The sequence below is a fragment of the Dyella tabacisoli genome (assembly GCF_003350925.1).
GTDB classification, from domain to species: domain Bacteria; phylum Pseudomonadota; class Gammaproteobacteria; order Xanthomonadales; family Rhodanobacteraceae; genus Dyella_C; species Dyella_C tabacisoli.
This window is the reverse complement of record NZ_KZ857175.1, coordinates 213718-238925: the sequence shown is the minus strand read 5'-3', so window position 1 is coordinate 238925 and position 25208 is coordinate 213718. Positions and strand designations below refer to the sequence as shown.

Genomic DNA, 25208 nt, shown 5'->3' with positions numbered 1-25208 from the left:
CCCAGCCTCCCCCTGCACGCAGGGGGAGGAGCGAAAGCAAAAGCTCGCCTCAGCCAGCCAACTCATGGCAATCGGCCCACACCACGCCACTATCGCGCGTCTGCTGCAACAACCACGGCACCGCCTGCTGCGCCTTGTTGTGCACGTCGTGAAACAGAATCACGCCACGCCGCCACAGCAGCATCAACGTCAGCACGCGTTGACTGACTTGATCGGCGTCGACCTTGCTGCTCCAGTCTTGCGAGTCGATATTCCATAGCGCTACGCGCAGGCCCTGGGCATCGAAGAATGCGCCGCTGTCGGCACGGCGCTGGCCATAAGGCGGACGAAATAAAGGCGTCTGCACCTCCGGCAACTGTGTGCGTATCAGCGCCGTGCTGCGGCTTACCGAATCCTGCCACTGCGGCCAACTGCTGTGCGATTTATGTTCCCAACCGTGCGAACCCACGCACATGCCCTTATAAGCTTGGGCCATCGCATCGCGGCCGCCCGCCTCCAAGCGCGGCTGCAAGCGCTCACCCAGGACAAAAAACACCGCGTGCAGTTGATGCTCGCGCAGCATATCCAGCAGCCGATCCGTTCCGCCACCGATCGCCGTGGGGCCGTCATCGAAGCTCAACTGAAAGTGACGATCAGGCCAGTCGCTGCCGGTGATCTCCCGCGGCGAGAAAACATCGACCTCACTATTGGTACGCGGAAACAAGGCGGCCAGGCGCAGCAGCTCATCGAGATAGGTGCGATGAAATTTCAGCGCGTTGTCATACCAGGGCGCATAACGCGCATCCCCAGCTCCGGCAAACGCCGTTGCCGCCTTGCGAAAACCACCCAAGTCATGCACCGGCAAACAGAACGGCTCCTTGGCTGCGCACCCTGCCGCCGCGGCCTGGTAGTTCACCGCCAAACGTTGCCACCATTGGTTGCGTAGACGCGCTACCGAAGCCTCATCGACCTGCTTGATCTTCAAACGGGTCGCCAGCGTCGCCGCATCGATGCTTTCGCTTTCAGCCAATACGTGACCGAAAACGAGCAACTCGGCGCGCGAGGCTCGGTCGAAACCCGCATTAGAACCCAATGAATCAGGCCAAAGGTCACGCTCCGGTGCTGCCACCGCCTGTGGTCCGGCAGCATGCGCGGCGAAACTCAACAACAAAGACGACATGATTAACCAGCATGAGCGCATCGCGAATTCCTTGGATATGCGAACGGGGCCGCATGGCGGCCCCGTGAAAAACGATCATTCGATTCAATGCGCCTGCTTGGTGCGAACGCGTTCGATCGCCTTGTCATAGACCGGGTTGGCCTTCGACTGCTTGGCCGACTGGTAGTTGTCCAATGCCTGCTGCAGGTCACCGGCGTCTTCATAGAGACGTCCAATGTTGTAGAAGGAACTCGCACGTACCGTAGCGGCAGTGGCGCCACTGGCCAGCGCAATAGCCTTGCGCGCGGCCCAGATCGCCTCGGCACTGCGACCGGCCTTCTGATAGAACAGACCAAGATTGCTATAAGCCTGGCCGTAGTTCGGGTCGGCATCGACCGCACGACGCACGGCATCGATGGCACCGTTCAAATCACCCGCGTGATACGCCCGCTCGCCTTGTGCATTGAGCGTGCGGGCACTGGCTTCGTCAATGACTTGATTGGCCGCAACCACCATCGTGTGTTCATCGCTGTAATGATCGATCTGGCCCAGCACGTCAGCCGGGTCATCGACCGTCACACCGCTAAGCGTGTTGATGTCTTGAAACTCACCCTCGCCGGTAATGCGGAACACCGTCCACAAATTGCCCTGCTTACCGGTCGGCACGTAATAGGTGCGTACCAGCGATTCGCCGACATAGACATGGATCTTGGCCTGACTGTTGGACAGCGCCGTAGTGAATTGACGACCGCGATCGCTGTAGTCGTGCACCGCATAAACATAGGTCTGACCGGCGTGCTTGCGCTCGACGGTAATCGTCTCGGGACCGTAGCTCTGGGTGTTGTCGACATCGAGGTTGGCATCTGGGCCGACCTTTTTACCGAAATAGATGTTGCCGCCGGGGTACACCAGGTGCGAGTCCAGATCGCTCGGCTTGGCGCCCCAGGTGAGCACGATGCGCATGCCGTCGAGGCTTTGCATCACCGGACTGAGCGCATAGGTCATACCCGCGCAAGGACATTTGGCGACCAGATCGGAGTAGCCCGGCTTTTTCACGATGATTAGCGCGTTGGCGTCATCGGCAAACTCGCTGACCAAGCCTGCATGACCTTGCACATCGGTCGTCGTCTGCACCGAACGAGCGCCGTTTTTCTGCACGATCACGTTAGCGCTTTCGATCTTCTGGTCTTTGACTGTCGCGCTGAGAACCTGCACCGACAACTGCTCGGCATACACCGCAGGAGTACCGAACGCGCACAGCAGAGCAACCACGGGCAAGACGGGAGAGCGGAACATAAAGCGCTTCCTTGCGTTAGAGGAGGGATGTTGCCGCGCATATTGGCTATATGAACGGGCGTTTACCTTACCGGATTGTGTCCGATTGCGGGCAAGTCGCCACGGCTACCGACGCAACGGCAACCGATGCCAGGCATCCACCACTTGGGCCGTTTCGATTTCATCCACGCGATGGATCGATGGCAGCCCGCCCAGCACAGAGACCGCACTGTCGCGCGCGCTGCGCGGCGCCCATTGCGAGGGCGATCGCGCACCAAACAGCACCACCAGGGGACATCCCATCGCAGCGGCCAGATGAGCCGGCCCGGTATCTACCGACACCATGCTGTGCGCGACTTCGAGCAAGGCGCGCAAACGGCCCAGCGGCAAATCGGCCGCAGCGACCGAAACCGCGGCATGAGCGGCAGCCTGCTGGATCGAATCGAGATAGCGAGCCTCGGCCGGCGCACCGCAAAGCAGTACCCGCACGCCGGGTAGCCGATCGATGATGGCGCGTGCCAGCGCAGCCCAACGGGAAACCGGCCACGATTTGTCGTCGTCCGCGCCTTTGCGCACGCCGTTCCAGCGCATGGTGCGTTTGTTGGCTGGCTGCAGTAGCACCAACGGGCTGTCATTCAAGCCGCGCGCATACAACCAGGCGTCGCAATGATTACGCTCGTCCGCACTGGCCTGTAACTGTGGCGCTGCGCGCACGGACGCGATGGTCTGTCCATGCGTTTGGCGAAAAGCCGCCGGCGTCGTTTCAGCAAAGCGCACCAGCCAATCGGCCCAATGCTCGTCTTGCTGCAACGGCGTATTTTCAATAAAGACGCAGTGCTCGGCCGGGATGCCGGCGAGCGCCAGCATCGGGCGCACTTTGGTTTGCGTACGCAGCTCCGGCTCGCAGATGTAGAACGGCGCCTCACGCATGCTCCGCAACGCGAGAGCCGCGCGCAATCGCAGCGGACTCATCCATAAGGGTCGGTGCTGGGTACGGAAGGTAATCACCCTGGACACATCGCGTTGCCCTGCATAGAGCGCCGGCGGCCAGCCCCCCAGCGCCAGCAATCGGCACGGCCGGCCGTAACGCAGATGCAATTTATGTAGCAGCGGCTGCAGCAGCACCGTGTCGCCCAGACGACCGAAGCGAATCACCACAGGGCTGAGAGCAGGTTGTACGGCGCGGCTGGACGGAACTTGGGCGAGTGCCATGTCTTGCATGTGATCTATGCTGCATCAGCCGAACTAGCCGGCGGAGTGATCCATAACGCCCGTGCCTGCAGATTGGTATACAGCCTCCGCGATATTTAATGCACGCGGCGGTAACTGCTGCCACGCCACGATGACTTGCGCCAAGGTAATGGCATCCACACGCCGACTGAGCGGCGGCCCACCAAGCGCGCTCACCGCACTTTGGCATGCGCTGCGCGGCATCCATTGCAAAGGCGAGCCGGAGCCGAACAGCACGACCAGCGGGCAACCCACCGCAGCGGCGATATGGGCCGGCCCGGTATCCACCGAAATCATGCTGTGGGCTATCGATAGCAACGCTTTGAGTCGACCAAGCGGCAATTCTCCCGCGACGGTTATGACCGCTGGATCGCCGCAGGCGATGCGTATCGTTTCCAGATAGGCCGCCTCGGCCGGTGAACCGCACAGCAGCACGCGGGCATCCGGCCGCCGCGCTAGAACAGCCTGCGTCAGCGCCGCCCAGCGCTCGACCGGCCAGGATTTATCGTCGTCGGCGGCGTGACGTACACCGCTCCAGCGTATGGTGCGTTTGTTCGCCGGTTGCAGCAGCACTAACGGATGGCCGCGCAAGCCATGGGTATCCAGCCAATGATCGAGGTCCGCACACTCGGCAGCACATACCTGTAATCGAGGCGCCGCTACGGTCGCGGCGGCGGGCTTGGCCACCGCGGTGAACGCCTTCGGCGTATGCATGCCAAAGGCCAGCATTCGATCGACCCAGTGCACCTCGCTCATCGCCGAGGTCTCGGTGATAAACACGCAGTGATCTTGGGCAACACCGGCCAAGGCCAGCATGCGGCGTATTTTGGCCAACGCACGCGGCTCGGGTTCGCAGATGTAAAACGGCGCATCGCGCATCCGCCGCAGCGCCAGCACGGCGCGACAACGCTGCACGCTCAATAACAAGGGCCGATGCGCCGCCTCCAAGGCAATGACTTCGCCGACCTCTGGCTGCTTCGCATAGAGCGGCGCCGGCCATGTGCCTACCGCCAGCAGGCGGCACGGCATGCCATAGCGCCGATGCAGCTCTTGCAGCAAAGGCTGCAGCAACAAGATGTCGCCGAGGCGACCGAAACGGATCACCACCGGGCTATGCGATATGGACATGGTCACCCATGGATAAAAAGCATGTAGTCAACTCCCTGTATGACTGATTTCACTTATCGCCCGCTTTGCTACGCCAACCTGCGTAGAAATGCGATGACTCACGAACTCACACGCAAATTTTTGCGACACACGGCGCCATCCCGGCACACCGCCCCTGCAGTCAGAGCCTACAACCTGCGCACTACGGGGGTTGTTACAGAAGCATCTAATTACGGCCGCATCTAACTTTGCCGCATCTAACCTTGATCGGACAGCGGCTCAGGCGTGGTCTTTTCGCGCTCGCGCTCCGCACTGGGTTCGTCATCGGCATCAAACAAATGCAGCAAATCGTTGAGCGCTTCCTGCGAGGTTTGCACCAAACGTGTCTCGTCGTCGAACACCAGGTACTGCGCCTTGAGCACTTTGATGTCGTGCTGGCGGAACCGCTCTACCCGATCGGCGGCCAGTTCGCTCGATAGACCCAGCGCCTCCAGTGTTTTTCGCGTCATCTTGAGGCTGGAGTAAAAGGTCTCGCGCACCGGCTCATCCACACCCAGGTCCATCAGCTTGAAGCTGTGCTGGCGATTGCGTGCGCGCGCAATCAGCTTCAAATGCGGGTACTGCCGCCGCACCAGCCGGGCAATCCGCAGATTCGCCTCAGGGTCATCCGTGGCCAGCACAAACACCTCGGCCTTGTCCGCTTGCGCGGCGCGCAGCATGTCCGGGCGTGCCGGATCGCCGAAGAACAGCGAGGTGTTATTGAAATTACGCTTGGTATCGAAACGACGTAGCGTATCCATCTGTTCCACCGACGATTCCAGCGCGACAAAAGGAATGCGCTGCGCACGCAGCACGCGGCCGACAATCTGTCCGACCCGGCCGAAGCCGGCAATGATGACGCGCGGCGCCTCGGTATTGATTTCGTCGTACTCGCGCGTCGATTTCTTCGCGCTGACATCGAACAACTTCGCCACCAGCATCACCAGCAGCGGCGTCAAGGCCATCGACAAGGTAATCGCCAGCACCAACAAGCCGTGTTGCGGCAAGCTTATCAAATGCTGTTCGTCGGCCTGCTTGAGAACCACGAAAGCAAACTCGCCGCCACAAGCCAGCAGCACCGCCAGTCGTAGCGCATCGGCACGATTGAGCATGCCAACCACCCGCCCCAGCGGCCATAGCAATACGCCCTTCACCAGCAATACCGCCAGCACCAGCGCCAACACTTGCAAGGGTTGATGCAAGAGCAGCGACACATCCATCGACATGCCTACGCTGATAAAGAACAAGCCCAGCAGCAAACCTTTAAACGGTTCGAGGTGCGATTCCAGCTCGTGTCGATATTCCGAATCGGCCAGCAGCACGCCGGCAAGAAAGGCGCCCAGGGTCGAGGACACGCCGACCAGTTCCATCAACCAGGCCGTGCCCATCACTACCAGCAGCGCCGTTGCCGTGGAAACCTCGACCGCCTTGGCTCGCGCGACAAAACGAAAGACCGGCCGCAATAGATAACGGCCACCGACCACCACCGCCACGATGGCTCCCAGCGTGCGCAGACTTTGCTGTAGATCGAAACCATGCGGCGAATCGGAACTGGCCAGCAAGGGCACCGCGGCGATCAGGGGAATCGCCGCCAGGTCTTGAAACAGCAAGATCGCGAAGGCCTGCCGTCCATAAGCCGAACCGGCTTCTTTACGCTCGGCCAGAATCTGCAAACCGAACGCGGTGGACGACAACGCCAGGCTGCCGCCGATGATCGCCGCGGCATGAATAGCGAGACCAAACAGGTAATAGCTCGCCAGGCCGATGACCAGACTGCAACTGAGTACCTGCAACAGGCCGGTGCCGAACACCGCGCGCCGCATCACCCACAAGCGCTGCGGCGATAGCTCCAGGCCGATGACGAACAGCATCAGTACGACGCCGAACTCGGAGATGGTGGCAATACCCGCGGTATCGCCGACCAAACTCAGCAACTGCGGACCGATCACCACGCCGGCGATCAAATAACCCAGCACCGCGCCCAGTCGAAAGCGCTTGGTCAACGGCACCGCAATCACGGTCGCCAGCAAGAACACCAGCGCAGTCTGTAGAAAATGATGATTGTCCATGTGCGCACGGCTCCGCTCGGAAGAATGGGATTATTCCATGCGTGCGCGACTCCACGAAGGTCGGATCACGCGCCGCTCGCCATCCATGGCGCCATCATGCGCGGCCAAACTCGGAAAGCTGCTGCAGACTCTGCAGCATGATGTCAGCCAAACGCGCAACGGCGGGGGTCGGCTCGGCTTCGGCGCGGTGCAGGGCCAAGCCAAGCATCGGCAGCGGTGGAAGCTCGAGGTCGGCATGCGCCAGTGCATGCACGCTGCCCGGCAGGCCGACGGTCGTGCGCAAGGCCACACCCAAACCGGCCGCTACCGCTGCCCAGATACCCGCCAGGCTCGCGCTGGTAAATGACATTCGCCAGGGAATCCCTGCGCGATCGAGCGCCGCCGTCGCGGCGGTTCGCAGCAGACACGGCGCCTCCAGCGCCACCAGGGGCAACGGCTCGCCGCTGTCGCGATGCCAGCCGACCGGCTCGTCAGCCGGTCCGATCCAGCACATCGGCACCTCCCCGATACGTTCGAGATGCGCCGAGCCCGCCCCGGCATCCCAGGCAAGCGCAAGATCCAGGCGACCCGAGCTGATGCGCTCCAGCAACTCGGCATTACGTGCGATTCGCGCTTCGATCCGTACCTTTGGATGAGCCCGCGCGAAACGCCCCAGCACCTGGGGCAACAGGGCCTCGCCAAAATCCTCCTGCAGGCCAAGACGGATCCAACCTTCCAGCTCGCCGCCGTGAATCGCCACGGCGGCCTCATCGTTGAGGTCGAGCAGGCGATGCGCGTAGGCCAGCATGGTTTCGCCGGCCTCGGTCAGCGCCATGCCACGACCAAGCCGCCGCAGTATCGGGGTACCGGCCTGATCTTCCAGTTTCTTGAGCTGCGCGCTCACCGCCGAGGTGGAGCGTCCCAGCCGGTCGGCTGCCTTGGCGAAACTGCCCAGTTCCATACCCAACGCGAAGCTACGCAATACATCGAGGTCAAAGGTTACACGGCGCATGGCAATCATCCCGTTTTTATGGATGGTCAATTCCATATTTACCAATTTTCAGGATTGAATTGTCGCGCTACCTTTAGCGCCTGTTCAAGACCCGGAGGCATTCCCATGGATAAAACAACGAATCTCGCCCAGCAGGCGATGGGCGACATAGCCCCCAAGCTGGCGGAACTGACCGACCAGGTTCTATTTGGCGATATCTGGGAACGCCCTGGCTTATCTCCACGTGATCGCAGCCTGGCAACCGTGGCGACGCTTATCGCCCTGAACCGCACCGAGCAGTTGCCGTTTCACTTGCGCCGCGCGTTGGACAACGGCATCGGCCATGACGAGCTGGTCGAATTGATTACCCATCTCGCCTTCTACGCCGGCTGGCCGGCCGCGGTATCGGCGGTGAACGTGCTGCGCACGCTGAGCGCAGGAGCGAGTAGGCCATGATCGCGATGCAGTACAGCTTCGTACTGCCGGCCGACTACGACATGGCCATCATCCGGCAGCGCATCGCCAGCAAAGGTCATTTGCTGGATAACTTCCCCAACCTGCTGTTCAAGGCCTATCTCAGTGCCGACCGCAGCAAGCCGGGGCTACCCAGCCAAGACAACCTGTATGCGCCGTTCTATCTATGGCAGAACAGCGATGGCATGAATGATTTTCTCGGCAGCGATGGTTTCGCCGCGCTCACTCAATCGTTCGGCTGGCCATCGGTGCAGACCTGGTCGGTGTGGCAGGCCAGCTTGTCGCCGGATCTACCCAAAGCGGTATGCGCAACGCGCGAAATCGTCGCCATACCCGCTTATGCCGCGCTCGACGAATGGCAGCACCAAGAACGCGATGTCGCACAGCGAGACCTTGCCGACGGGGCACTCGGCACGGTCACCGCGTACGAGCCGGCCCATTGGACGCTAGTACGCTTTCGTCTATGGGGCGAACCACGTGCCGATCTCGCCAGCGAAGGCCGGCAGATGTATGACGTCGGCCATATATCGATGCCGAACGCAAAGAACTGATCGATTCTTTCTCCACCAACATCACTGCAACAGGAATCCCCATGCCTCTCGTCCGCATTGCTCTGCGCCGTGGCAAATCGCCACAACAGCTTGCCGCCCTGCGCAACGGCGTCTATCGCGCCATGCGCGAAACCTTCAACGTGCCCGAGAACGACCGCTTTATCTTGGTCGACCAGTACGACGCCGACGCATTCGACTACGACAAGAATTATCTGGATATCGAACGTAGCGACGATCTGGTGATCGTGCAAATCACTTGCAATAACACGCGCACGGTGGAGCAGAAGCAGGCGCTGTATCGGCGCATGGCCGAATTGCTCGCAGCCGATCCGGGACTGCGGCCGCAAGACCTTTTCATCAACTTGCTGGAGACGGCAAAAGAGAATTGGTCATTCGGCAATGGCATTGCACAGTACGCTTGATGAAGTGCGATGGACTTAGTCGATCGCGGCACACGCTGCTCCGGGTCAGTGCCGTCAACAGAAGACGGCATTGCTTGAACAAGCGAATCCGATTCAGAACGTGCGCGTCAGCGTGACGAAAAACGTACCGGCGATGCTGTTGCGATAGTGAATACGCCCGGATGAATCGGGCACGCCGGTCGTGTAGTTAGTCAGCACACCATGTTTGCTCCATGCCTTCATATAGGTACCGCGCAATTGCCAGTTCTCCCCGAACCTGCGCGTGACTTCGACTTTGGCATTGAACAGATTATTGCGCTGGAAGCCGCGCACGTAGCGATAGCCAACGCGTGCCGCGAGGGCATAATCACTGCCGATGTCCACCGTGGCGCCGATGTCCGCCAGGCTCGACCCGCGGCTATGCCGATTCACTCCACGCCCCATGACCACGCTGTTGTATCCGAAATAGTCGCGCGTGTATGTCCACAGATAGCGTACGGTCAACCATCGATAGCTCGCCGTGGCGGTAATGTCGCCATAGTCGTAACTTGCACCGCCGGCATAAGCCATGCTGGCTCCCGGATACATGTAGTACTGGATCGATCCGCCCAGGCGAAAATCGCCCAGCGTGCGGGCATAGCCGAGCTGCACGTCCCATTCGCTGCCGGCGCCTTCAATCGCATAAGGGCTTACCGTGCTGGCCCATAGGCCGGCATACCAGCCGGAAGGATGCGAATAATCGATACCGCCCTGCAGAGCCGGCTGACCCCAGCTCATATGAAAACCGCCGGCAACGTATTGGCTGGCCAGGGACAACGTGCCGCCCCAGCGCTTATCCGACTCGGCCGGAGATGTTCTGTGGCGCTCCACTGGCCCGTCTTCGTCGATACCGTGATCCTGTGCCGCCACATCGCCGAATATGGCGAGTAATGCGCAACCCAAGAAATGTCTACTTGCTTTGAGGCGGTGTGTCCCTGACATGGGCTATGTCTCCTCTTGCGGTTTTGGAAATTTGCCCTGCGATGCCTCTCGCACCGAAGTGGGCAGACTCAACGAGGTTGCTGAAATCCGGCTGCCGAAATCCTCACGCGCCCAGCGCACCAGGGCCAACGCGAGACAAATCAAGACGGGAATCATCGGCACAGCGACGATGACCGTGGAAATTTGCGCAGCCTTGAGTCCGCCCACCGACAGCAGCCCCACCCCGACCACGCCAAGCAGAGCAACCCAAAGCACGCGATGTCCGCGCGAGGGTTGTTGATAGCCGTCGATCTCTCGTGTGGCGAGCGATGCCAACGTGTAGGAAGCGGAATCCACGGTGGTCGCCAGAAATACAAAGCACAGCACTGTAAACAGCAGCAATACCAGCTTGGGCATCGGCAACGTACTCAACACCAGGATCACCGTGGCCGAAATGCCCTCCTTGTCCAGGGTGGCAGTCACCGGCGCAATACCATTGGCTTCCAGATAAAGCGCGTAGCCACCCCAGATGGCAAAAAACACTATGCAGCCGAGACTGCCCCAGGCCGTGCCATGCACGACAACTTGACGGATCGTGCGGCCACGCGAAATACGCGCGACAAACAAACCCATCATCGGGCAGTAAGCGATCCACCAGGCCCAGTAGAAGATCGTCCAGTTGCGCGGGAAGCTCCCATCTCCCAGTGGATCGGTCCATAAATTGATGCGGAAAAAATTATCGGCCAGCAAACCCATGCTGTTCGATGCCAGATTCATCAGAAACGTGAACGGGCCCACCAGCAACACCAGCAACAGCATGGCGATGGCCAGCACGGCGTTGATATTGGACAAATAGCGGATGCCCTTATTGAGCCCGCTGTAGACGCTGTAACCGATCAAGCACAGCCATATCGTCAACACGGTGCCCTGCAGCACTATGCCGTCGCCGGCGCCAAGTTGATGTGCGATCAAGCTGGACACTAGCGGCACTGACAAGCCCAGCGAAGTCCCCACGCCACCGACGATCGAAAGAATCACCACGATATCGATCACGCGCCCCAACCAGCCGCGGTGGCGCGCCGGCAGCACGCCGGTACAAATTTCGCCGAAGCGCATGGATTTACCACGACGCACGTACAGCAGATAACCGATCGGTAGCGACGGCAGCAGATACAGTGCCCACGGTACCAGCCCCCAATGCTGCATCGGATACATGGCAGCCCACTCCATCGCCGTCGGTGTCTTGGCATCCATGCCAAGCGGCGGGCTCATATAGATATAAAGCGGCTCGACAAACGCCCAGTTGACGATGGAGATGCCGATACCGCCGCAGAACAGCATCGCGAACCACGACAAATTTCCGAACTCGGGCGCCTCGTCGGCGCTGCCGAACTTGATGCGGCCCAACGGGCCAAACGCGAACCAGGCCATCAATGGAAGACTGCCCAGGCCGGTCCACAGAAAAAGCCAGCCGAATCGCTGAGTGATCCAGGCCAATACGCTATCGACGATGCGCTTGCCGTCCTCTGGGTACAGCGCAAGCGGAATGCAGGCGACGAGCACAATTAGCATCGCTGGCACGAGCAACGCATAGTAGATGCCTGAAGTACGGTGGTCGCGGCTGGATGCGGCAAGCAAACTGTCGTTGCTCATTGCCGGCCCTCGCTAGCCGGCTCGCAAAGGTCAACCTTTGCCATTGAATGATAGTGAGCGGGAAAGAAACGTTTCAGGTCGAGCATCATGCTGGCCACCTCGTGACGGATACATCGCATACGCCCATGGCGCACTTGCGTTGTCAGGCATTAACGCAGGTAGCCACGGCGATAACTTGACGATATGCGACACAAAGCGCGCGGAAACGGACCTATCTCGCCTGCCATGCGCGTACCGACATGCTTCAGAAGGATATGCGTCCATACCGTCGTGCTCGCTCGCTACCTCGCGGTAACGCCGCATGTTCAACCTGTCGCATTCATGACACTTTGCGTCGCCCCTGGTGCGTACCGCGATGACGCGGCTGCCGAATAATGCAATACCTATTCGTCGATCGCCGCACTCGCGGATCGGCACTCAGCACCGGAGAACCCGCATGGATTTCGCTCTTTCCCGAGAACATCTCGCCCTGCAAGCAAAGGCAAGACGGTTCGCCGACGAAGTGCTGATGCCTTATGAGATGGAATGCGAAGACAACGATGGTTTGTCGGCGGCGAGTCTGGCGGCGATCAACCAGCAAGTACTGAGCTGGGAATTCAACGCAATCAACCAGGCTCGCGAAGACGGCGGCCAAGGCATGAGCATCTTTGAACAAATGCTGGTGGACGAACAGCTCGGCCGCATCACCGGCGCGATCTGGGACACCGTATTTCGCCCAGCCTATCCCTTGCGATTCGCCAGCCAAGCACAAAAACACGAGTACCTGATTCCCACCTGCCTGGGCACTCGCCGCGATGCCTACGCCATCACCGAAGCCGATGCCGGCTCCGACCCTCGCCAATGCGTTACCCGAGCCGACCGTACCGGTAACGGCTTTCGCATCAGCGGCGAGAAATGGTTCGTGACGGTAGGCGATGTCGCCGACTACATTCTGGTGCACGCACATGTTGATGGCGACGCAGATCGTGCGGCGGTCTTCTTCGTCGATAAAAACCTGCCTGGGGTCGTCGTCAAGCGCACCCCGAAGTACACGCATCATTTCGCCTACAAACACCCGGAATTCATTTTCGATCAAGTGGAGGTCGGCGAAGACAAGTTGCTCGGCCGCATCGGCGATGGTTTTGAACTCACCAAAGACTGGTTTGTCGAGGCCCGGCTCGGCATCGCCGCACGCTGCGTCGGCGGCGCCACCCGCGTCCTTGAAGAAGCCAATGCGTTTGCCGCACAACGCACGCAGTTCGGCAAATCCATCCGCGACTTTCAAGCCATTGAATTCATGCTGGCTGACATGGCGGTGGAAATCATGGCCGCCAAAAGCATGCTGTACCGCCTGAGCTGGGACATCAGCCAGGAGAGCGACCGCAAACGCAACCATGGCCGCGCCGCGGCGCTGAAATTGTATTGCTCGGAAATGGTCGGCCGCGTCTGCGACCGCGGCGTGCAAATCCTTGGTGGCCGCGGCTATATGCGCGAACAGGCGGTGGAACGCCTATGGCGCGATACCCGCGTGGACCGCATCTGGGAAGGCACTTCAGAAATTCAGCGCATCATTGTCGGCGGCCAGATCAAGAAACGCGGCACCGGCACCTTCACGGAATGGTGAGATGCTGACTCACGATTCCACGGCGCAGCAAACCCGTCGGCAACATCTTCGGCGCATGCTCTGGGCGCGGCACATCGCCTTCATCGGTGGCGACACGCTGATACCGGCCATCAAAATATGCCGTGAGCTTGGCTTCGTCGGGACGATTTCCGTCGTCAATCCAAACAGGGCGGAAATCGCAGGGCTGCCGTGTTATCCCTCGGTTGAAGCGCTTGAACATGTCCCCGATGCCGCCTTTGTCGCCGTGCGCAGCACACAGTGCGTAGCGATAGTCCGCGCCCTGGCCGCACGCGGCACCGCCGGTTGTGTCTGCTATGCGGCCGGCTTCGCCGAGGCCGGCCATCCGCAACTTCAAGCCGAACTGGTCGATGCGGCCGCCGACATGGCCTTGATCGGGCCTAACTGCTACGGCTTCATCAACTACTTGAACGGCGTAAGCCTGTGGCCGGACCGCCACGGAGGGCATCGCGTCGAACACGGCGCGGCGCTTATCAGTCAAAGCGGCAACATTACGCTTAACCTGACCATGCCACCGCGCTCGCTGCCCCTGGCCTACGCGATCAGCGTAGGCAACCAAGCCATGCTTGGCATCGAGGACTACATCGATGTACTTGCCGACGACCCACGCGTCAGCGCGATCGGCCTGTATATCGAAGGGATCAAGGACATCAGCGCTTTCTGCCGCGCCATTGCCCGCGCGCAAGCCAACGGCATCCCTATTGTCGCGCTCAAGGCCGGACGCTCTGCCCTGGGTGCCCAGGTGACCTTGAGTCATACAAGCTCGCTCGCCGGCGCGGACCGCCTGTATGACGCATTGTTCGAGCGCCTGGGCATTGCGCGCGCCGACTCGCAGCCCGAGTTACTGGAAATACTCAAATGCATGACCATCGCCAGCCCCATTCACGGACGGGCACTGGGCGTGCTGACCTGCTCCGGTGGCGACTCCGCGCTCGCGGCCGATTTCGCGCATGCCACCCAAGTCACCTTGCCGCATCTACCGGAGTCCATCGCAGCCGAATTGAAGTTGCTGCTACCGGCGCATGCCAGCGTCGGCAATCCACTCGACTACAACATCGGGCTTTGGGGCGACCGCCTCGCCCTCGAACATTGCATTTCTACATTCATGCGCAAGCGTACTTTCGATGCGGTGATGCTCGTGCTCGATTACCCACGGCAAGACGGTAGCGATAGCTCGGCCTGGGATGCCGCCGTCGACGCGATGATCGATGTGCGCCGCAAGACGGATATACCCATGATGGTGGCGTCGAATTTCCCCGAGGGCTTGCCGGTGAACGTGCGCGAGCGGCTCTGCGCCGCAGGCATCGCACCATTACAAGGATTAGATACCGCCATTCGCGCTGTCTCCGCCACTTACCTCGCTCGAAGCATTCGCGCCGAACCCGTCTCCGCACCCTCGCTAAGTGAAGGGACACCCATCGTGCTGGACGAATGGGAAAGCAAACAATATCTGCACGATGCCGGCATACCGTCGCCGGGTGGTGCGCTATACGAATTGCACGAGGCGTTGACCGCATTACCTGACTTGTCCTACCCCGTAGTCGTCAAGGCAGTAGACCGGCAGTTCAGCCATAAGACCGAATGTGGCCTGGTGCAAGTGAACCTGCAAACGCAAGAGGCCGCGGAGCAGGCACTGCGCGATATCGCGTTCGCGGGTAGCCGGCAGCTTGGCTATACGCCACGCTTACTGATTGAGCCGATGATCCGGGGTGCGGTAGCCGAGCTTATCGTCGGCGTTAGCCGTGATCCGGTATTCGGGCCGGTGCTGATCGTCGGCGCGGGTGGCGTGCTGGTCAATCTTTTCGATGACAGTCGGCCACTGCTTCTACCCACCGATGCGGACAAAGTGGAAAGCGCATTGCGCGCATTGCGTTGCTTCCCTTTATTGGATGGCTATCGTGGTGGCCCCAAGGGCGACATCCAAGCCGTGGTGGATGCCGTACTAACCGTCGCCAGCTTCGCTCAACAGTTTGCAGATTGCTTGCTCGAACTGGATATCAACCCACTGTTCGTCATGCCCGAAGGGCGCGGCGTAGTCATGGCAGACGCGTTGATCCGCATGCAGGTGGAAACATCCAACCCATGAAACCGCAACGTTTGCCCTACACCTTCATCGTTCCGCAGGCCTGGTGCGACTACAACAATCATTTCAGCGACGGCTACTACATGGTGGCATTCGGGCATGCCACGGATGCGTTCTTCGAGCATGTAGGTCTTGGTCATGCTTACCGCAAGAGTTCACGCGACTATTCGACATACACCGTCGAGGCGCATGTGCACTACATCAAGGAGGCGCGAGTCGGCGACACCTTGCAGGTGCATTACCACGTACTGGATGTCGCGCCAAAGCGCTTGCGCCTTCGGCATCAGATGTACCTGGGCGAAAACTTGATTGCGACGGTTGATTTCATCTTTCTTCACGTGGACGTGCGCATACCCAAGTCCGCCGCCTTTCCGCCGCAGATTCTGCAGCAGTTGCAGCAACTGTGCGCGGAAGACAAAGCCCACACCGCATCGCTCTGACGGCTGCTGCGCCACGGTACGAAAACCATCCGCCGCCCTTCACTACGAACTCACTCACTTCGGACCCACTGTCATGCCCACCTCGATATTTCGACCGCAGCTTTTCTCCGGGCGAACGGTGCTTATCAGCGGCGGCGGCAGCGGCATCGGCTTTGCCATCGCCAGCCTGTTCGGCGAACTTGGCGCACGCGTGGTGCTGACCGCCCGCAACCGCGCCCGGCTGGATCAAGCCACCGGCACGCTCACCGAACGCGGCATCGAAGCATTCGCGTACGACATCAATATCCGTAACGAGGGCGAGGTTGAAGCACTATTCGAGCAGCTCGATGCCGATGCGTTGCAGCCGGATGTACTAATCAACAATGCCGGTGGGCAATTCGCTGCGCCTGCGCTGGATATTTCACCCAATGGCTTCCGCGCGGTGGTCGACCTGAACCTTACGGGTACATGGCTGATGTGCGGCGCTTTTGCCCGCTCCGCGCAACGCCGCGAACATGGCGGCCGCATCGTCAACATCGTGCTTGCCCTGGATAGTGGCATACCCGGTATGGCGCACGCGGCGGCCGCACGCGCCGGCGTAGTCAATCTGACCAAGACCCTCGCCTGGGAGTGGGCGCCACTCGGCTTGACCGTGAACGCGGTCGCGCCTGGCATCGTGCGCACCGACGCGTTATCGCAATACGACGATGCACAACTGCGCGCGGATGTTGCCGCCCTGCCCTTACCGCGCATGGCCGAACCCGAGGAAGTGGCGCAAGCCGTTGCCTATTTGGCCTCGCCCGCAGCGAGCTACATCACCGGCGTCACCCTGGCGCTGGATGGCGGCGAACACCTGACTGGTGCGACCCCGCAGCACGCGGCGCCGTGAAACCTGAGCGGTCGCTGCGTGGGCATACGCCAAATTGCACGCGATACGCACGCGAAAAGTGCGATGAAGACGAAAAGCCGCAGGTCATGCCAACCTCCAGCACGTTCATGTCGGTGTGCCTCAGCAATTGACGCGCGCGTTGCAGACGCATGCGCATGTAGAACTCCCCTGGGGTGATCCGCATATGCTCGCGAAACAAGCGCTGCAATTGGCGACACGTGACCGCCACGCGCGCCGCCAAGGTCTCCGCGCCGAGCGGCACTTCGAGGTTGTCTTCCATGATGCCGATGGCTTGCACCAGCTTCTTGTTGTGCACCTCGTAGCGCGCCGAGACCTGCATACGCTGGTGATCGCCATGATCGCGGATACGTTCGCGCACAAACTGCTCCGATACCGCTGTCGCCAACCCCGCACCATGCCGCTCACCGATAACCTGCAGCATCATGTCAATCGACGTCGTACCGCCTGCCGAGGTGAGACGCCGGCGACCGATCTCGAACAATGCCCCGCTTACGCTGACATCCGGGTATCGCTCTTCGAAGGCCGACATGGCCTCCCAGTGCAAGGTCACTCTCACCTGTCGGAGCAAACCCGCTTCGGCGAGGCAGAAACAACCTGTATCGATGGCGCCAAGGGTCGCGCCATGGCGATCGGCATGGCGCAGCCAATTGGCCAGGGCCGGCGTGTAGTGCCGCAATGGCTCGAAACCAGCAACCACGATGATGCAGCCCTCGCTCGGCGCTGCGTCGATGGCGCAGTCCGCCGGCAAGGACAAGCCATTGCTGGCACGCACAGCCGCCCCGTCCGCAGAAAGAAAACGCCAGCGATAGACCTCACCGGCAAAGCGATTGGCGACACGCAGCGGCTCCAATGTCGCCATCAGCCCGATCATCGAAAACCCTGGAAGCATCACGAATTGGAAAAGTTCGGCCACCAACACTCCCTTGTTTGAGCACCGCATGCAGGCGATGCATGGACATGACTCTATGTGCCACGAAACGCCCTCTATGCACCATGAGAAAAATCTGATTCCACCGGAACCCAATCCTATGAGTACTGCCGTACGTACAACCATCGAAGGTCATATTCTGCTGATCGAATTAAACCGCCCCAAAGCCAATGCCATTGATGCCCGCACCAGTTGCGAGCTATATGAAGCATTCGCGCATTTGCAGGAAAACGCCGCATTGCGGGTGGCGATCATTACCGGCCATGGCGAGAAATTTTTCAGCGCCGGCTGGGATCTCAAGGCCGCAGCGGCCGGCGAGGCCGTGGATGCCGATCATGGCCCCGGCGGGTTCGCCGGACTGACCGAGTTCTTCGCCCTGCACAAGCCGGTGATCGCCGCCGTCAACGGCCTGGCTTTCGGTGGTGGCTTCGAACTCGCCCTGGCCGCCGACCTGATCGTCGCCGCCGAACATGCGCAATTCGCCTTGCCCGAGGTGGGGCTGGGGATCATTCCCGATGCCGGTGGCGTGCTGCGGCTGCCACAGCGGCTGCCGCGCGCGATTGCTGTCGACATGCTACTGACCGGCCGCCGTATGAGCAGTACCGAAGCCGCCCAATGGGGGCTGGTCAATACCGTCGTCCCACCGGCGCAGCTACTGCGCACCGCGTTGGATCTCGCCCACCGTATCGCCGAGGGCGCACCGATGGCGGTCGCTTCCATTAAAGAGACCCTGCAGCACACCGCGCATCTGCCTGCAGAAGACGGCTACCGCCTGATGCGCGGCGGTACCTTGCCTCGCTACCGCAGCATGCTCGCTTCGCAAGACGCGGCCGAGGGCATCCGTGCCTTTGCCGAGAAACGCAAACCACAATGGCGCGGCCGCTGATCGAATAGAGCTCGCCCGATACCCCGCGCACAGCCTTGGCGAACAAAACCGACACTTGAGGCCGGCGCGGCTAAGCGCAAGTCAGGCACGGGTCATCGCAGCGGCCGATATAAGCCATAAATTCTCTCACTGCTTCCCGCTATAGTCCGGCCAGCTCGGCGGCATCGCTCACGCCGCCGATGGGTTCATCCCATCTCTGTCGATCCCAATTCAAGGAACACGATGCGCCGCTTGCCTGGGCTCGACTTATTGCGCGCCATCGCCATCGTATGGGTCATGCTGTTTCATTCGTATATCGTCGGCGGACTCGGCGAACGCTTTGCCATGCTGGAGCATTACGGCTGGATGGGCGTCGATCTGTTCTTCGTGCTCAGCGGTTACCTGATCGGCTCGCAGTTGCTCATGCCGCTCAGCCGTGGCGAGCCCTTGTCTTTTACGGACTTCTATCTGCGCCGGGCCTTTCGGGTACTGCCGGTCTTATGGGTGATGTTGGCCTTGTATTTCGCCTGGCCGGCCTTTCGCGAGGCGCCGGGCATCCAGCCGCTATGGCAGTTCCTCACGTTCACGCTCAACTTTCTGATCGACTACCAACATAACAAAGCGTTCTCGCACCTGTGGTCGCTGTGCGTCGAAGAACATTTCTATGTGTTGTTTCCATGGCTGGCCTGGTGGCTGACGCGGCGTCCGTCGGCGACCAAGTTCATCGCCGTTTGCGCGGGCCTGGTCGTTGCGGGCATGGCTATCCGCGGCTATGTCTGGCTGTATGAGATGGCGCCGGTACGCGAGCTGGACGATGGCCGTTTTGGCCTGCGTTTTATCGAAGGTATCTACTACCCTACTTACGCTCGTCTGGACGGCCTGTTGGCGGGCGTGCTGCTGGCGACCATCAAGGCTTATCGGCCGTCGATTTGGACGCGGCTGCAAACAAGCGCTAACGGGCTGATGCTGGCCGGATTGACGGTAGTGGGCGCGGCCATCTGGCTTTTTCAGGACCGCACGGGTTTCTGGCCCTGTGTTATCGGCTACCCCTTGCTCTCGGCCGGCCTGGCCCTGCTCGTCGCAGCGGCAACCAGTGCAAGTGGCCTGCTCGGCAAGATACGCGTGCCGGGAGCAAGCTGGATCGCGCTTGTCTCCTATAGCTTGTATCTGAGCCACAAGGCCGTATTCCATCTGGTCGAAAGCGCATTTGGCGCATCGTTTGAGGGACACGGCGCACTGGCCTTCGCCACGTATGCCATCGCCACGATACTTGGCGGAGCCTTGCTGTATTACGGCGTAGAGCGACCGTTTCTGCGGCTGCGTGAGCGGCTTGGCGCAAGCAAGGCTAAACGTCCACGCGAACCAAGCCCTCTTGGCTCGCGCCTCTCTCCAGCAGGGGAGACGGAGTAGCCGCTACTCCCCGCGCAGCCAACGCGCCGCGTCGATCGCGAAATAGGTGAGGATGGCGTCCGCGCCGGCGCGCTTCATCGCGGTAAGCGACTCCAGCACCACCCCGCGCTCGTCCAGCCAGCCGTTTTGCGCAGCGGCCTTAATCATCGCGTATTCGCCGCTGACCTGATAAACGAAGGTCGGCACGCCGAAGCTGTCTTTCACGCGCCGCACGATGTCCAGATAGGGCAGGCCCGGCTTCACCATGACCGCATCGGCGCCCTCGCTGATATCCAGCTCGATTTCACGCAACGCCTCGTCGCTATTGCCGATATCCATCTGATAAGTGTGCTTGTTGCCCTTGCCGAGATTCGCCGCCGAGCCCACCGCATCGCGAAACGGTCCGTAGAACGCCGAGGCGTACTTGGCCGAATAAGCGAGGATGCGCGTGTGGATATAACCGGCTTCTTCCAATGCATCGCGAATCGCGCCGATGCGTCCGTCCATCATGTCCGACGGCGCGACGAAATCCATGCCGGCTTCGGCTTGGGCCAGCGACATTTTAATCAGCGCCTCGACAGTCGGCTCGTTCACCACATAGCCGTGTTCGTCGATTAAACCGTCCTGGCCGTGCGTGGTGTAAGGGTCGAGCGCGACGTCGCCGATCAGGCCCAGCTCGGGGTACTTCGCCTTCAGCTCACGAGTCGCACGCTGCATCAGCCCCTGTGGGTTCCATGCCTCGCGGGCGTCCTCCGTCTTCACCGACGCGTCGGGCGATGGGAACAACGCCAGCGCCGGAATACCCAGCCGCACACATTCGCCGGCAAGCTTCAGCAACTCGTCGATCGAGACCCGATCCACTCCCGGCATTGACGGTACCGGCTGCCGTTGGCCGGCACCCTCGATCACGAAGGCGACCATGATGAGGTCACTTGCCAGCAGGGTGTGCTCACGCATCAACGCGCGGGAGAAAGCATCGCGGCGCATACGGCGCATACGGACGGCGGGGAAGCTCATGGCGGATTCTCTTGGATCGGTATCGGCGCAGTTTAACGCTGTGCCGAGCCCCTGCTGACAGGTTGGGCACTTTGTCGCGGCCAGGCGAACCGGGGCCGGCACCCCTCCCCTACAGGCAGGGAAGGGAAGCGTTTGCTCCTCCCCCTGCTTGCAGGGGGGCTGGGAGGGGGTTCGCTCTGGCGACAACAGTCCGCAGAAACAGCCCATCCTTCTATCGCGCTTGCATCAAACCGGACCCAGCATCCAGCCACCGTCGTCCAGCGGCACGCGGCGCAACGGCAGGCCGTATACCGCCGACAATACCTGCGGGTCCAGCGCGTGACTGGGACTGCCATGACGCAACAATCGTCCCTGCGCCAGCAGGGCCACCTCATCGGCATAGCGCGCAGCCAGGTTCAAATCATGCAGCACGGCGATCACGCCATAACCCTGTTGCGCCATCTTGCGTGCCTGTTGCAGCACGAAATGCTGATGCGCGATATCCAGCCCAGCCTCGGGTTCATCGAGCAGCAGCCAGGCGGGGCCATCGCTACGCTCCCACACTTGCGCCAGCACGCGCGCCAATTGCACGCGCTGGCGCTCGCCGCCGGAGAGCTCCAGATAGTTGCGCTCGCGCAGATGCCAGGCCTGTGCGGCACGCAATGCGGCGTCGACCACCGAACCGTCTTTAGCGCTCGCACCTCCCGTGGCATGCGGGCTGCGGCCCAGCATCACCACTTCGTCCACGCGAAACGCAAAGCCAAGCTGCACGTGTTGCGACAGCATCGCGCGGCGACGCGCCAAGGCCGGCAATGACCATTGCGATAACGGCAGATCATCCAAGCTGGCACGGCCCAGCGATGGGGCGAGTAAACCGGCGAGCACGCCGAGCAAACTGCTTTTGCCGGCGCCGTTGGGACCAACCAAGACGAGTAATCGCCCAGGCCGCGCGGTGAGGCTGACTTCTTGCAGCACACGCCGGCCGCCACGGCTTAGATGCACATCGTCGGCAATCAGTAATCCCGTCGGCTGGTTTTGTACGCGCCAGTCGAGCGCCACATTCATGATTGCACCTCGCCGATGCGGGCCCGCAGCAACAGCCATAAAAAGAACGGCCCGCCAAGCAAGGCCGTAAGCACTCCAATCGGTAGCTCGGCCGGCGCCACGACGGTTCGCGAGAATGTGTCGGCTGCGGTGAGCAATACCGCGCCGCCAAGAATCGAGCCGGGTAGCAACATACGGTGATCCGATCCCCACAGCATGCGCAGCAAGTGCGGCACGACCAGGCCGACAAAACCGATCACACCGGTGGTCGCCACGGCAGCGCTGACCGATAACGCGACCAGAGTGACCAGCAACGGCTTTAGCCGCTCCGGGCGAAAGCCGAGCAAGCACGCCTCTTGCTCACCCAGCAACAGAGCATTCAACGCAGCCGCCGAACGCGGCAGCAACAGCAAGGCCAGCAACATGGGCAGTGAAATCACCGCCAGCCGTTGCCAACTGGCCCCGCCGAGACTACCCAGCGACCAGAACGTCAGATCGCGCAACTGGTTTTCGCTGGCGAGAAACGTAAGCAGTCCGACACCCGCCATCGCTATCGCACTGATCGCCACGCCGGCAAGCAACAGGGCGCCGATGCCAGGCCGTCGCCGTCCCAGCATATAAACCAGGGCGGTGGCCGCCAGACCACCGGCAAAGGCAGCGCCAGCGATACCGAATGAGCCCGCCAGTTCGGACATGACGCCAGTAAACGCGCCGCCAAGCACAATCATGGTCACTGCGCCCAGCGCCGCGCCGGCGGATACACCGATCAATCCGGGATCGGCCAGTGGATTACGGAACAAGCCCTGCATCGCGGCACCCGAGCATGCCAGCGCCGCTCCCACCAGCATCGCCAGCAACACCCGTGGCAGGCGCAGCATTAAAACCACGTGGTCATCGCCGCTCAGTTCACTACCGCTTAGCCAGCGGCCCAGCGCGCCAAGTACCTCGCTTAGCGGAATGTTCATGGCGCCGCAGCTCAAGCTCCATAACGCTACTGCCGCCAGCAATACAGCCAGGCCACCGAATGCCAGCGGCTTCCCTGGCCGCGCACGGCTGCGAGGCAAGGCCATGCTATTCACGGTGCCAGCCCCGCCAATGTTCGCTGCAGTGCCTGAGCCTGCTCAGCGCTGCGTGGACCAAAGCCGAGCAACGCCTGACCATCGACAAAGATCACTTGCTTCGCCTTGCCTGCGGGGGTCTGCAATACCCCCGGCAGTTTCAGCACGCCGTCGACACCGCCCACTTGCTCACTCCGCTCGCACATCAGCACGATGACCTCCGGCGCCAGGCCCACCAGGGCTTCGGCGGAAATGGGCTTATAGCCGCTGTAGCCATCCACCACGTTGTGACCGCCGGCCAGCGCGATCGCGTGCTCGGCGGCGGTATCGCGCCCAGCAGCCATCGGGCTGCCCACGCCGGTAGACATCAAGAACAGTACCCGCGGATGTTTCGCCATCGTCTTGGCGCTGACTGCCAGGGCGGCGTACTGCTGCTCGATTTTCGCTGCGAGCACATCAGCCTGCGCGGCACGTCCGAGCAAGCGGCCGATGTCGCGTACTTTGCTTACGACGTCAGCCGGGGTATGCGACACCGGCAATATTTCCATCCGTACACCGGCACTGCGCAGTTGCGTAATGACCGATGGCGGACCGGCATCGTGAGTCGCCACGATCAGTTGCGGCCGCAGTGCCAGCACGCCCTCGGCACTGAGCTGGCGTACATAACCTACGTCCGGCAGCTTGCGTGCCGCGACCGGCCATTGACTGGTGCTGTCCACGCCGACCAGCGATGCGGCGGCATCCAGCGCGTAAATCGTTTCGGTGATGTCGCCGCCGAGGGCAACGATGCGTTGTGGGGGAGCTGGCGTATTGGCGAAAGCGAGTGCGGGGAGTAGCAACATCACGATGCTTGCTAACGCCAACCCCCATCGCCGTCGAAGAACCCCCTCCCGGCCTCCCCCTGCTAGCAGGGGGAGGAGAAAATCTCGCTTAGCCATGAGTCGTCTCCATCGGCGGCAGGCTCTCAGCCAGTGCACGCCATGCTTCAAGCTCGGGAATTCCCGGCTTGCGCTTGCCGAACAACTGCACGATCTGCCCGCCGCGCGCGTCGTACAGCTCCAACGAAGTCACCGGGCCTTCCGGTGTTGGCTTACGCACTACCCAGCTTTCGACAATGTGATCCACGCGCAGATGCAGATTGAAATCTTCATCGAGTACGTTCAGCCACGGCCCCATCGGCTTGATGTTATGCACGGGACCGGTATGGATCTGCACCACGCCGGGCGAGCCGACGAATACCATGATCGGCAAACCGCTCGCGGCAGCGGACTCCAAGGCGAGATGAATCGCATCGTTGCGCACCTGCCTGGCGAATTCGCTGCCGACCAGATGCAAAGCTTGCACGCGTGTGACTTGTCGCTTCTTCAGCAGCGCGAAAAAATCGTGCGGATCACGCATGGCGCGCCAGCCGGCGCGTAGCGATTCGATATCGACGGCTTCATCGCACAACATATGCGGCAATGGCTCGGCCACGGTACGCAATTCCAGCAAGGGCGATTGCACACCGGCGGCGAAACGGCTGGTCAAGCTGCGCCACGCATCGCGGTTGCTATCGTCGGTGAGGTAGATTTTGTGCACCGCGCGGCCATCGCCGTCGAAGAACTGCATGCTTTGCAACATGCGGCCACGCGATGTTTCGCGCACGGCGAAGCCATGTTTCCAATGCGTCAGAAACAGACGCAAGTCGATGGCTTCGTCCAAGACCACACCCATCGCGCCGCCGATCTCGATATGGGCGAAGGTGCCTTTCTTTTCGTGCACGCAACTGTCGTTACGCGTCAGCACCATGACTCGGCCCAACTCGGGTAAGGCATGAATCAGCTCAGGCCATGGTGCTTGCAAGCGCGTGACGCCATCGCCGCAACGGCTGGCGACCAGCTCGCCTTCGCTCACCCCAAGGCGCTCGGCCAGATCGCGTGCGCGCAGATTGGGTTCGCTTTCACGCAGTTGTCGCCACGCCGCCAGCAAATGTGGAATGGGCATGCCTGGCTCGTTCAAGCGCTCGGTTTCATTAAACATGAAGATTTC

The 25208-nt window shown here is 61.1% G+C and carries 23 protein-coding genes; 9 read left to right on the top strand and 14 right to left on the bottom strand.

Annotated elements, in window-relative coordinates; genetic code table 11:
- Positions 1-49: 49 nt before the first annotated feature.
- The 6 genes from DVJ77_RS07980 to DVJ77_RS07955 all read right to left on the bottom strand — a co-directional run bounded on the left by DVJ77_RS07980 (position 50) and on the right by DVJ77_RS07955 (position 7849).
- Positions 50-1159 carry a polysaccharide deacetylase family protein gene (locus DVJ77_RS07980; RefSeq protein ID WP_114844957.1) on the bottom strand — a complete coding sequence of 370 codons (1110 nt, stop codon included), beginning with the start codon at positions 1157-1159 and terminating at the stop codon, positions 50-52.
- Positions 1160-1243: 84 nt separating this feature from the next.
- On the bottom strand, positions 1244-2434 hold the full coding sequence (locus DVJ77_RS07975) for a tetratricopeptide repeat protein (RefSeq protein WP_114844956.1): 1191 nt from the start codon (positions 2432-2434) through the stop codon (positions 1244-1246).
- 105 nt (positions 2435-2539) lie between these two features.
- Complete coding sequence (locus DVJ77_RS07970; protein ID WP_225427895.1) at positions 2540-3634, bottom strand: glycosyltransferase family 9 protein; 1095 nt, start codon at positions 3632-3634, stop codon at positions 2540-2542.
- A 24-nt stretch (positions 3635-3658) separates the two neighbouring features.
- On the bottom strand, positions 3659-4771 hold the full coding sequence (locus DVJ77_RS07965; RefSeq protein ID WP_114844955.1) for a glycosyltransferase family 9 protein: 1113 nt from the start codon (positions 4769-4771) through the stop codon (positions 3659-3661).
- A gap of 236 nt (positions 4772-5007) precedes the next feature.
- On the bottom strand, positions 5008-6858 hold the full coding sequence (locus DVJ77_RS07960) for a monovalent cation:proton antiporter-2 (CPA2) family protein (protein ID WP_114844954.1): 1851 nt from the start codon (positions 6856-6858) through the stop codon (positions 5008-5010).
- Positions 6859-6952: 94 nt separating this feature from the next.
- A complete protein-coding gene (locus tag DVJ77_RS07955; RefSeq protein WP_114845293.1) occupies positions 6953-7849 on the bottom strand; it encodes a LysR substrate-binding domain-containing protein in 897 nt (298 codons plus the stop codon).
- 105 nt (positions 7850-7954) lie between these two features.
- On the opposite strand from DVJ77_RS07955, the gene DVJ77_RS07950 reads away from it, so the two are divergent.
- The 3 genes from DVJ77_RS07950 to DVJ77_RS07940 are packed head-to-tail and all read left to right on the top strand — an operon-like array spanning position 7955 to position 9275.
- Entirely contained in the window at positions 7955-8284 is a 330-nt protein-coding gene (locus DVJ77_RS07950) for a carboxymuconolactone decarboxylase family protein (protein ID WP_114844953.1), read from the top strand.
- Positions 8281-8853, top strand: coding sequence for a DUF4865 family protein (locus DVJ77_RS07945; protein ID WP_114844952.1), 573 nt, complete (start codon positions 8281-8283; stop codon positions 8851-8853). The genes DVJ77_RS07950 and DVJ77_RS07945 overlap by 4 nt, the downstream gene beginning before the upstream one ends.
- A 41-nt stretch (positions 8854-8894) precedes the next feature.
- Positions 8895-9275 (top strand): tautomerase family protein, encoded by a 381-nt coding sequence (locus DVJ77_RS07940; protein WP_114844951.1) that lies wholly within the window; start codon positions 8895-8897, stop codon positions 9273-9275.
- Positions 9276-9368: 93 nt separating this feature from the next.
- Here the strand turns inward: DVJ77_RS07940 and DVJ77_RS07935 are convergent, their stop codons facing one another.
- A complete protein-coding gene (locus DVJ77_RS07935; RefSeq protein ID WP_114844950.1) occupies positions 9369-10235 on the bottom strand; it encodes a TorF family putative porin in 867 nt (288 codons plus the stop codon).
- Positions 10236-10238: 3 nt separating this feature from the next.
- Positions 10239-11867 carry a BCCT family transporter gene (locus DVJ77_RS07930; RefSeq protein ID WP_114844949.1) on the bottom strand — a complete coding sequence of 543 codons (1629 nt, stop codon included), beginning with the start codon at positions 11865-11867 and terminating at the stop codon, positions 10239-10241.
- Positions 11868-12303: 436 nt separating this feature from the next.
- On the opposite strand from DVJ77_RS07930, the gene DVJ77_RS07925 reads away from it, so the two are divergent.
- From DVJ77_RS07925 to DVJ77_RS07910, 4 genes are all read left to right on the top strand, one after another.
- Entirely contained in the window at positions 12304-13470 is a 1167-nt protein-coding gene (locus DVJ77_RS07925) for an acyl-CoA dehydrogenase family protein (protein ID WP_114844948.1), read from the top strand.
- Between the two features lies 1 nt (position 13471).
- Positions 13472-15574 carry an acetate--CoA ligase family protein gene (locus tag DVJ77_RS07920; RefSeq protein WP_114844947.1) on the top strand — a complete coding sequence of 701 codons (2103 nt, stop codon included), beginning with the start codon at positions 13472-13474 and terminating at the stop codon, positions 15572-15574.
- Entirely contained in the window at positions 15571-16011 is a 441-nt protein-coding gene (locus DVJ77_RS07915; RefSeq protein ID WP_114844946.1) for a thioesterase family protein, read from the top strand. The genes DVJ77_RS07920 and DVJ77_RS07915 overlap by 4 nt, the downstream gene beginning before the upstream one ends.
- A gap of 73 nt (positions 16012-16084) precedes the next feature.
- Positions 16085-16879, top strand: a complete 795-nt coding sequence (locus DVJ77_RS07910) for an SDR family oxidoreductase (protein WP_114844945.1) — start codon at positions 16085-16087, stop codon at positions 16877-16879.
- Here the strand turns inward: DVJ77_RS07910 and DVJ77_RS07905 are convergent.
- Positions 16815-17813, bottom strand: a complete 999-nt coding sequence (locus tag DVJ77_RS07905) for a GlxA family transcriptional regulator (RefSeq protein WP_114845292.1) — start codon at positions 17811-17813, stop codon at positions 16815-16817. The two genes, DVJ77_RS07910 and DVJ77_RS07905, sit on opposite strands and share 65 nt — an antisense overlap.
- 115 nt (positions 17814-17928) lie before the next feature.
- Between DVJ77_RS07905 and DVJ77_RS07900 the strand changes: the two genes are divergently transcribed.
- Positions 17929-18714 carry an enoyl-CoA hydratase-related protein gene (locus DVJ77_RS07900; protein WP_114844944.1) on the top strand — a complete coding sequence of 262 codons (786 nt, stop codon included), beginning with the start codon at positions 17929-17931 and terminating at the stop codon, positions 18712-18714.
- Positions 18715-18936: 222 nt separating this feature from the next.
- Positions 18937-20103 carry an acyltransferase family protein gene (locus DVJ77_RS07895; RefSeq protein ID WP_114844943.1) on the top strand — a complete coding sequence of 389 codons (1167 nt, stop codon included), beginning with the start codon at positions 18937-18939 and terminating at the stop codon, positions 20101-20103.
- Between the two features lie 3 nt (positions 20104-20106).
- On the opposite strand, the gene hemB is transcribed toward DVJ77_RS07895, so the two are convergent.
- The 5 genes from hemB to DVJ77_RS07870 all read right to left on the bottom strand — a co-directional run bounded on the left by hemB (position 20107) and on the right by DVJ77_RS07870 (position 25199).
- Positions 20107-21099: a porphobilinogen synthase gene (hemB, locus tag DVJ77_RS07890; protein ID WP_114844942.1), complete on the bottom strand. Its 993-nt coding sequence runs from the start codon at positions 21097-21099 to the stop codon at positions 20107-20109.
- 225 nt (positions 21100-21324) lie between these two features.
- Positions 21325-22143, bottom strand: a complete 819-nt coding sequence (locus DVJ77_RS07885) for a heme ABC transporter ATP-binding protein (RefSeq protein WP_114844941.1) — start codon at positions 22141-22143, stop codon at positions 21325-21327.
- Positions 22140-23192, bottom strand: coding sequence for a FecCD family ABC transporter permease (locus DVJ77_RS07880; protein ID WP_114844940.1), 1053 nt, complete (start codon positions 23190-23192; stop codon positions 22140-22142). Before DVJ77_RS07880 ends, DVJ77_RS07885 begins: the two co-directional genes overlap by 4 nt.
- Positions 23193-23197: 5 nt before the next feature.
- Entirely contained in the window at positions 23198-24022 is an 825-nt protein-coding gene (locus tag DVJ77_RS07875) for a heme/hemin ABC transporter substrate-binding protein (protein WP_225427919.1), read from the bottom strand.
- A gap of 88 nt (positions 24023-24110) precedes the next feature.
- Complete coding sequence (locus DVJ77_RS07870; protein WP_225427894.1) at positions 24111-25199, bottom strand: hemin-degrading factor; 1089 nt, start codon at positions 25197-25199, stop codon at positions 24111-24113.
- Positions 25200-25208 lie beyond the last annotated feature (9 nt).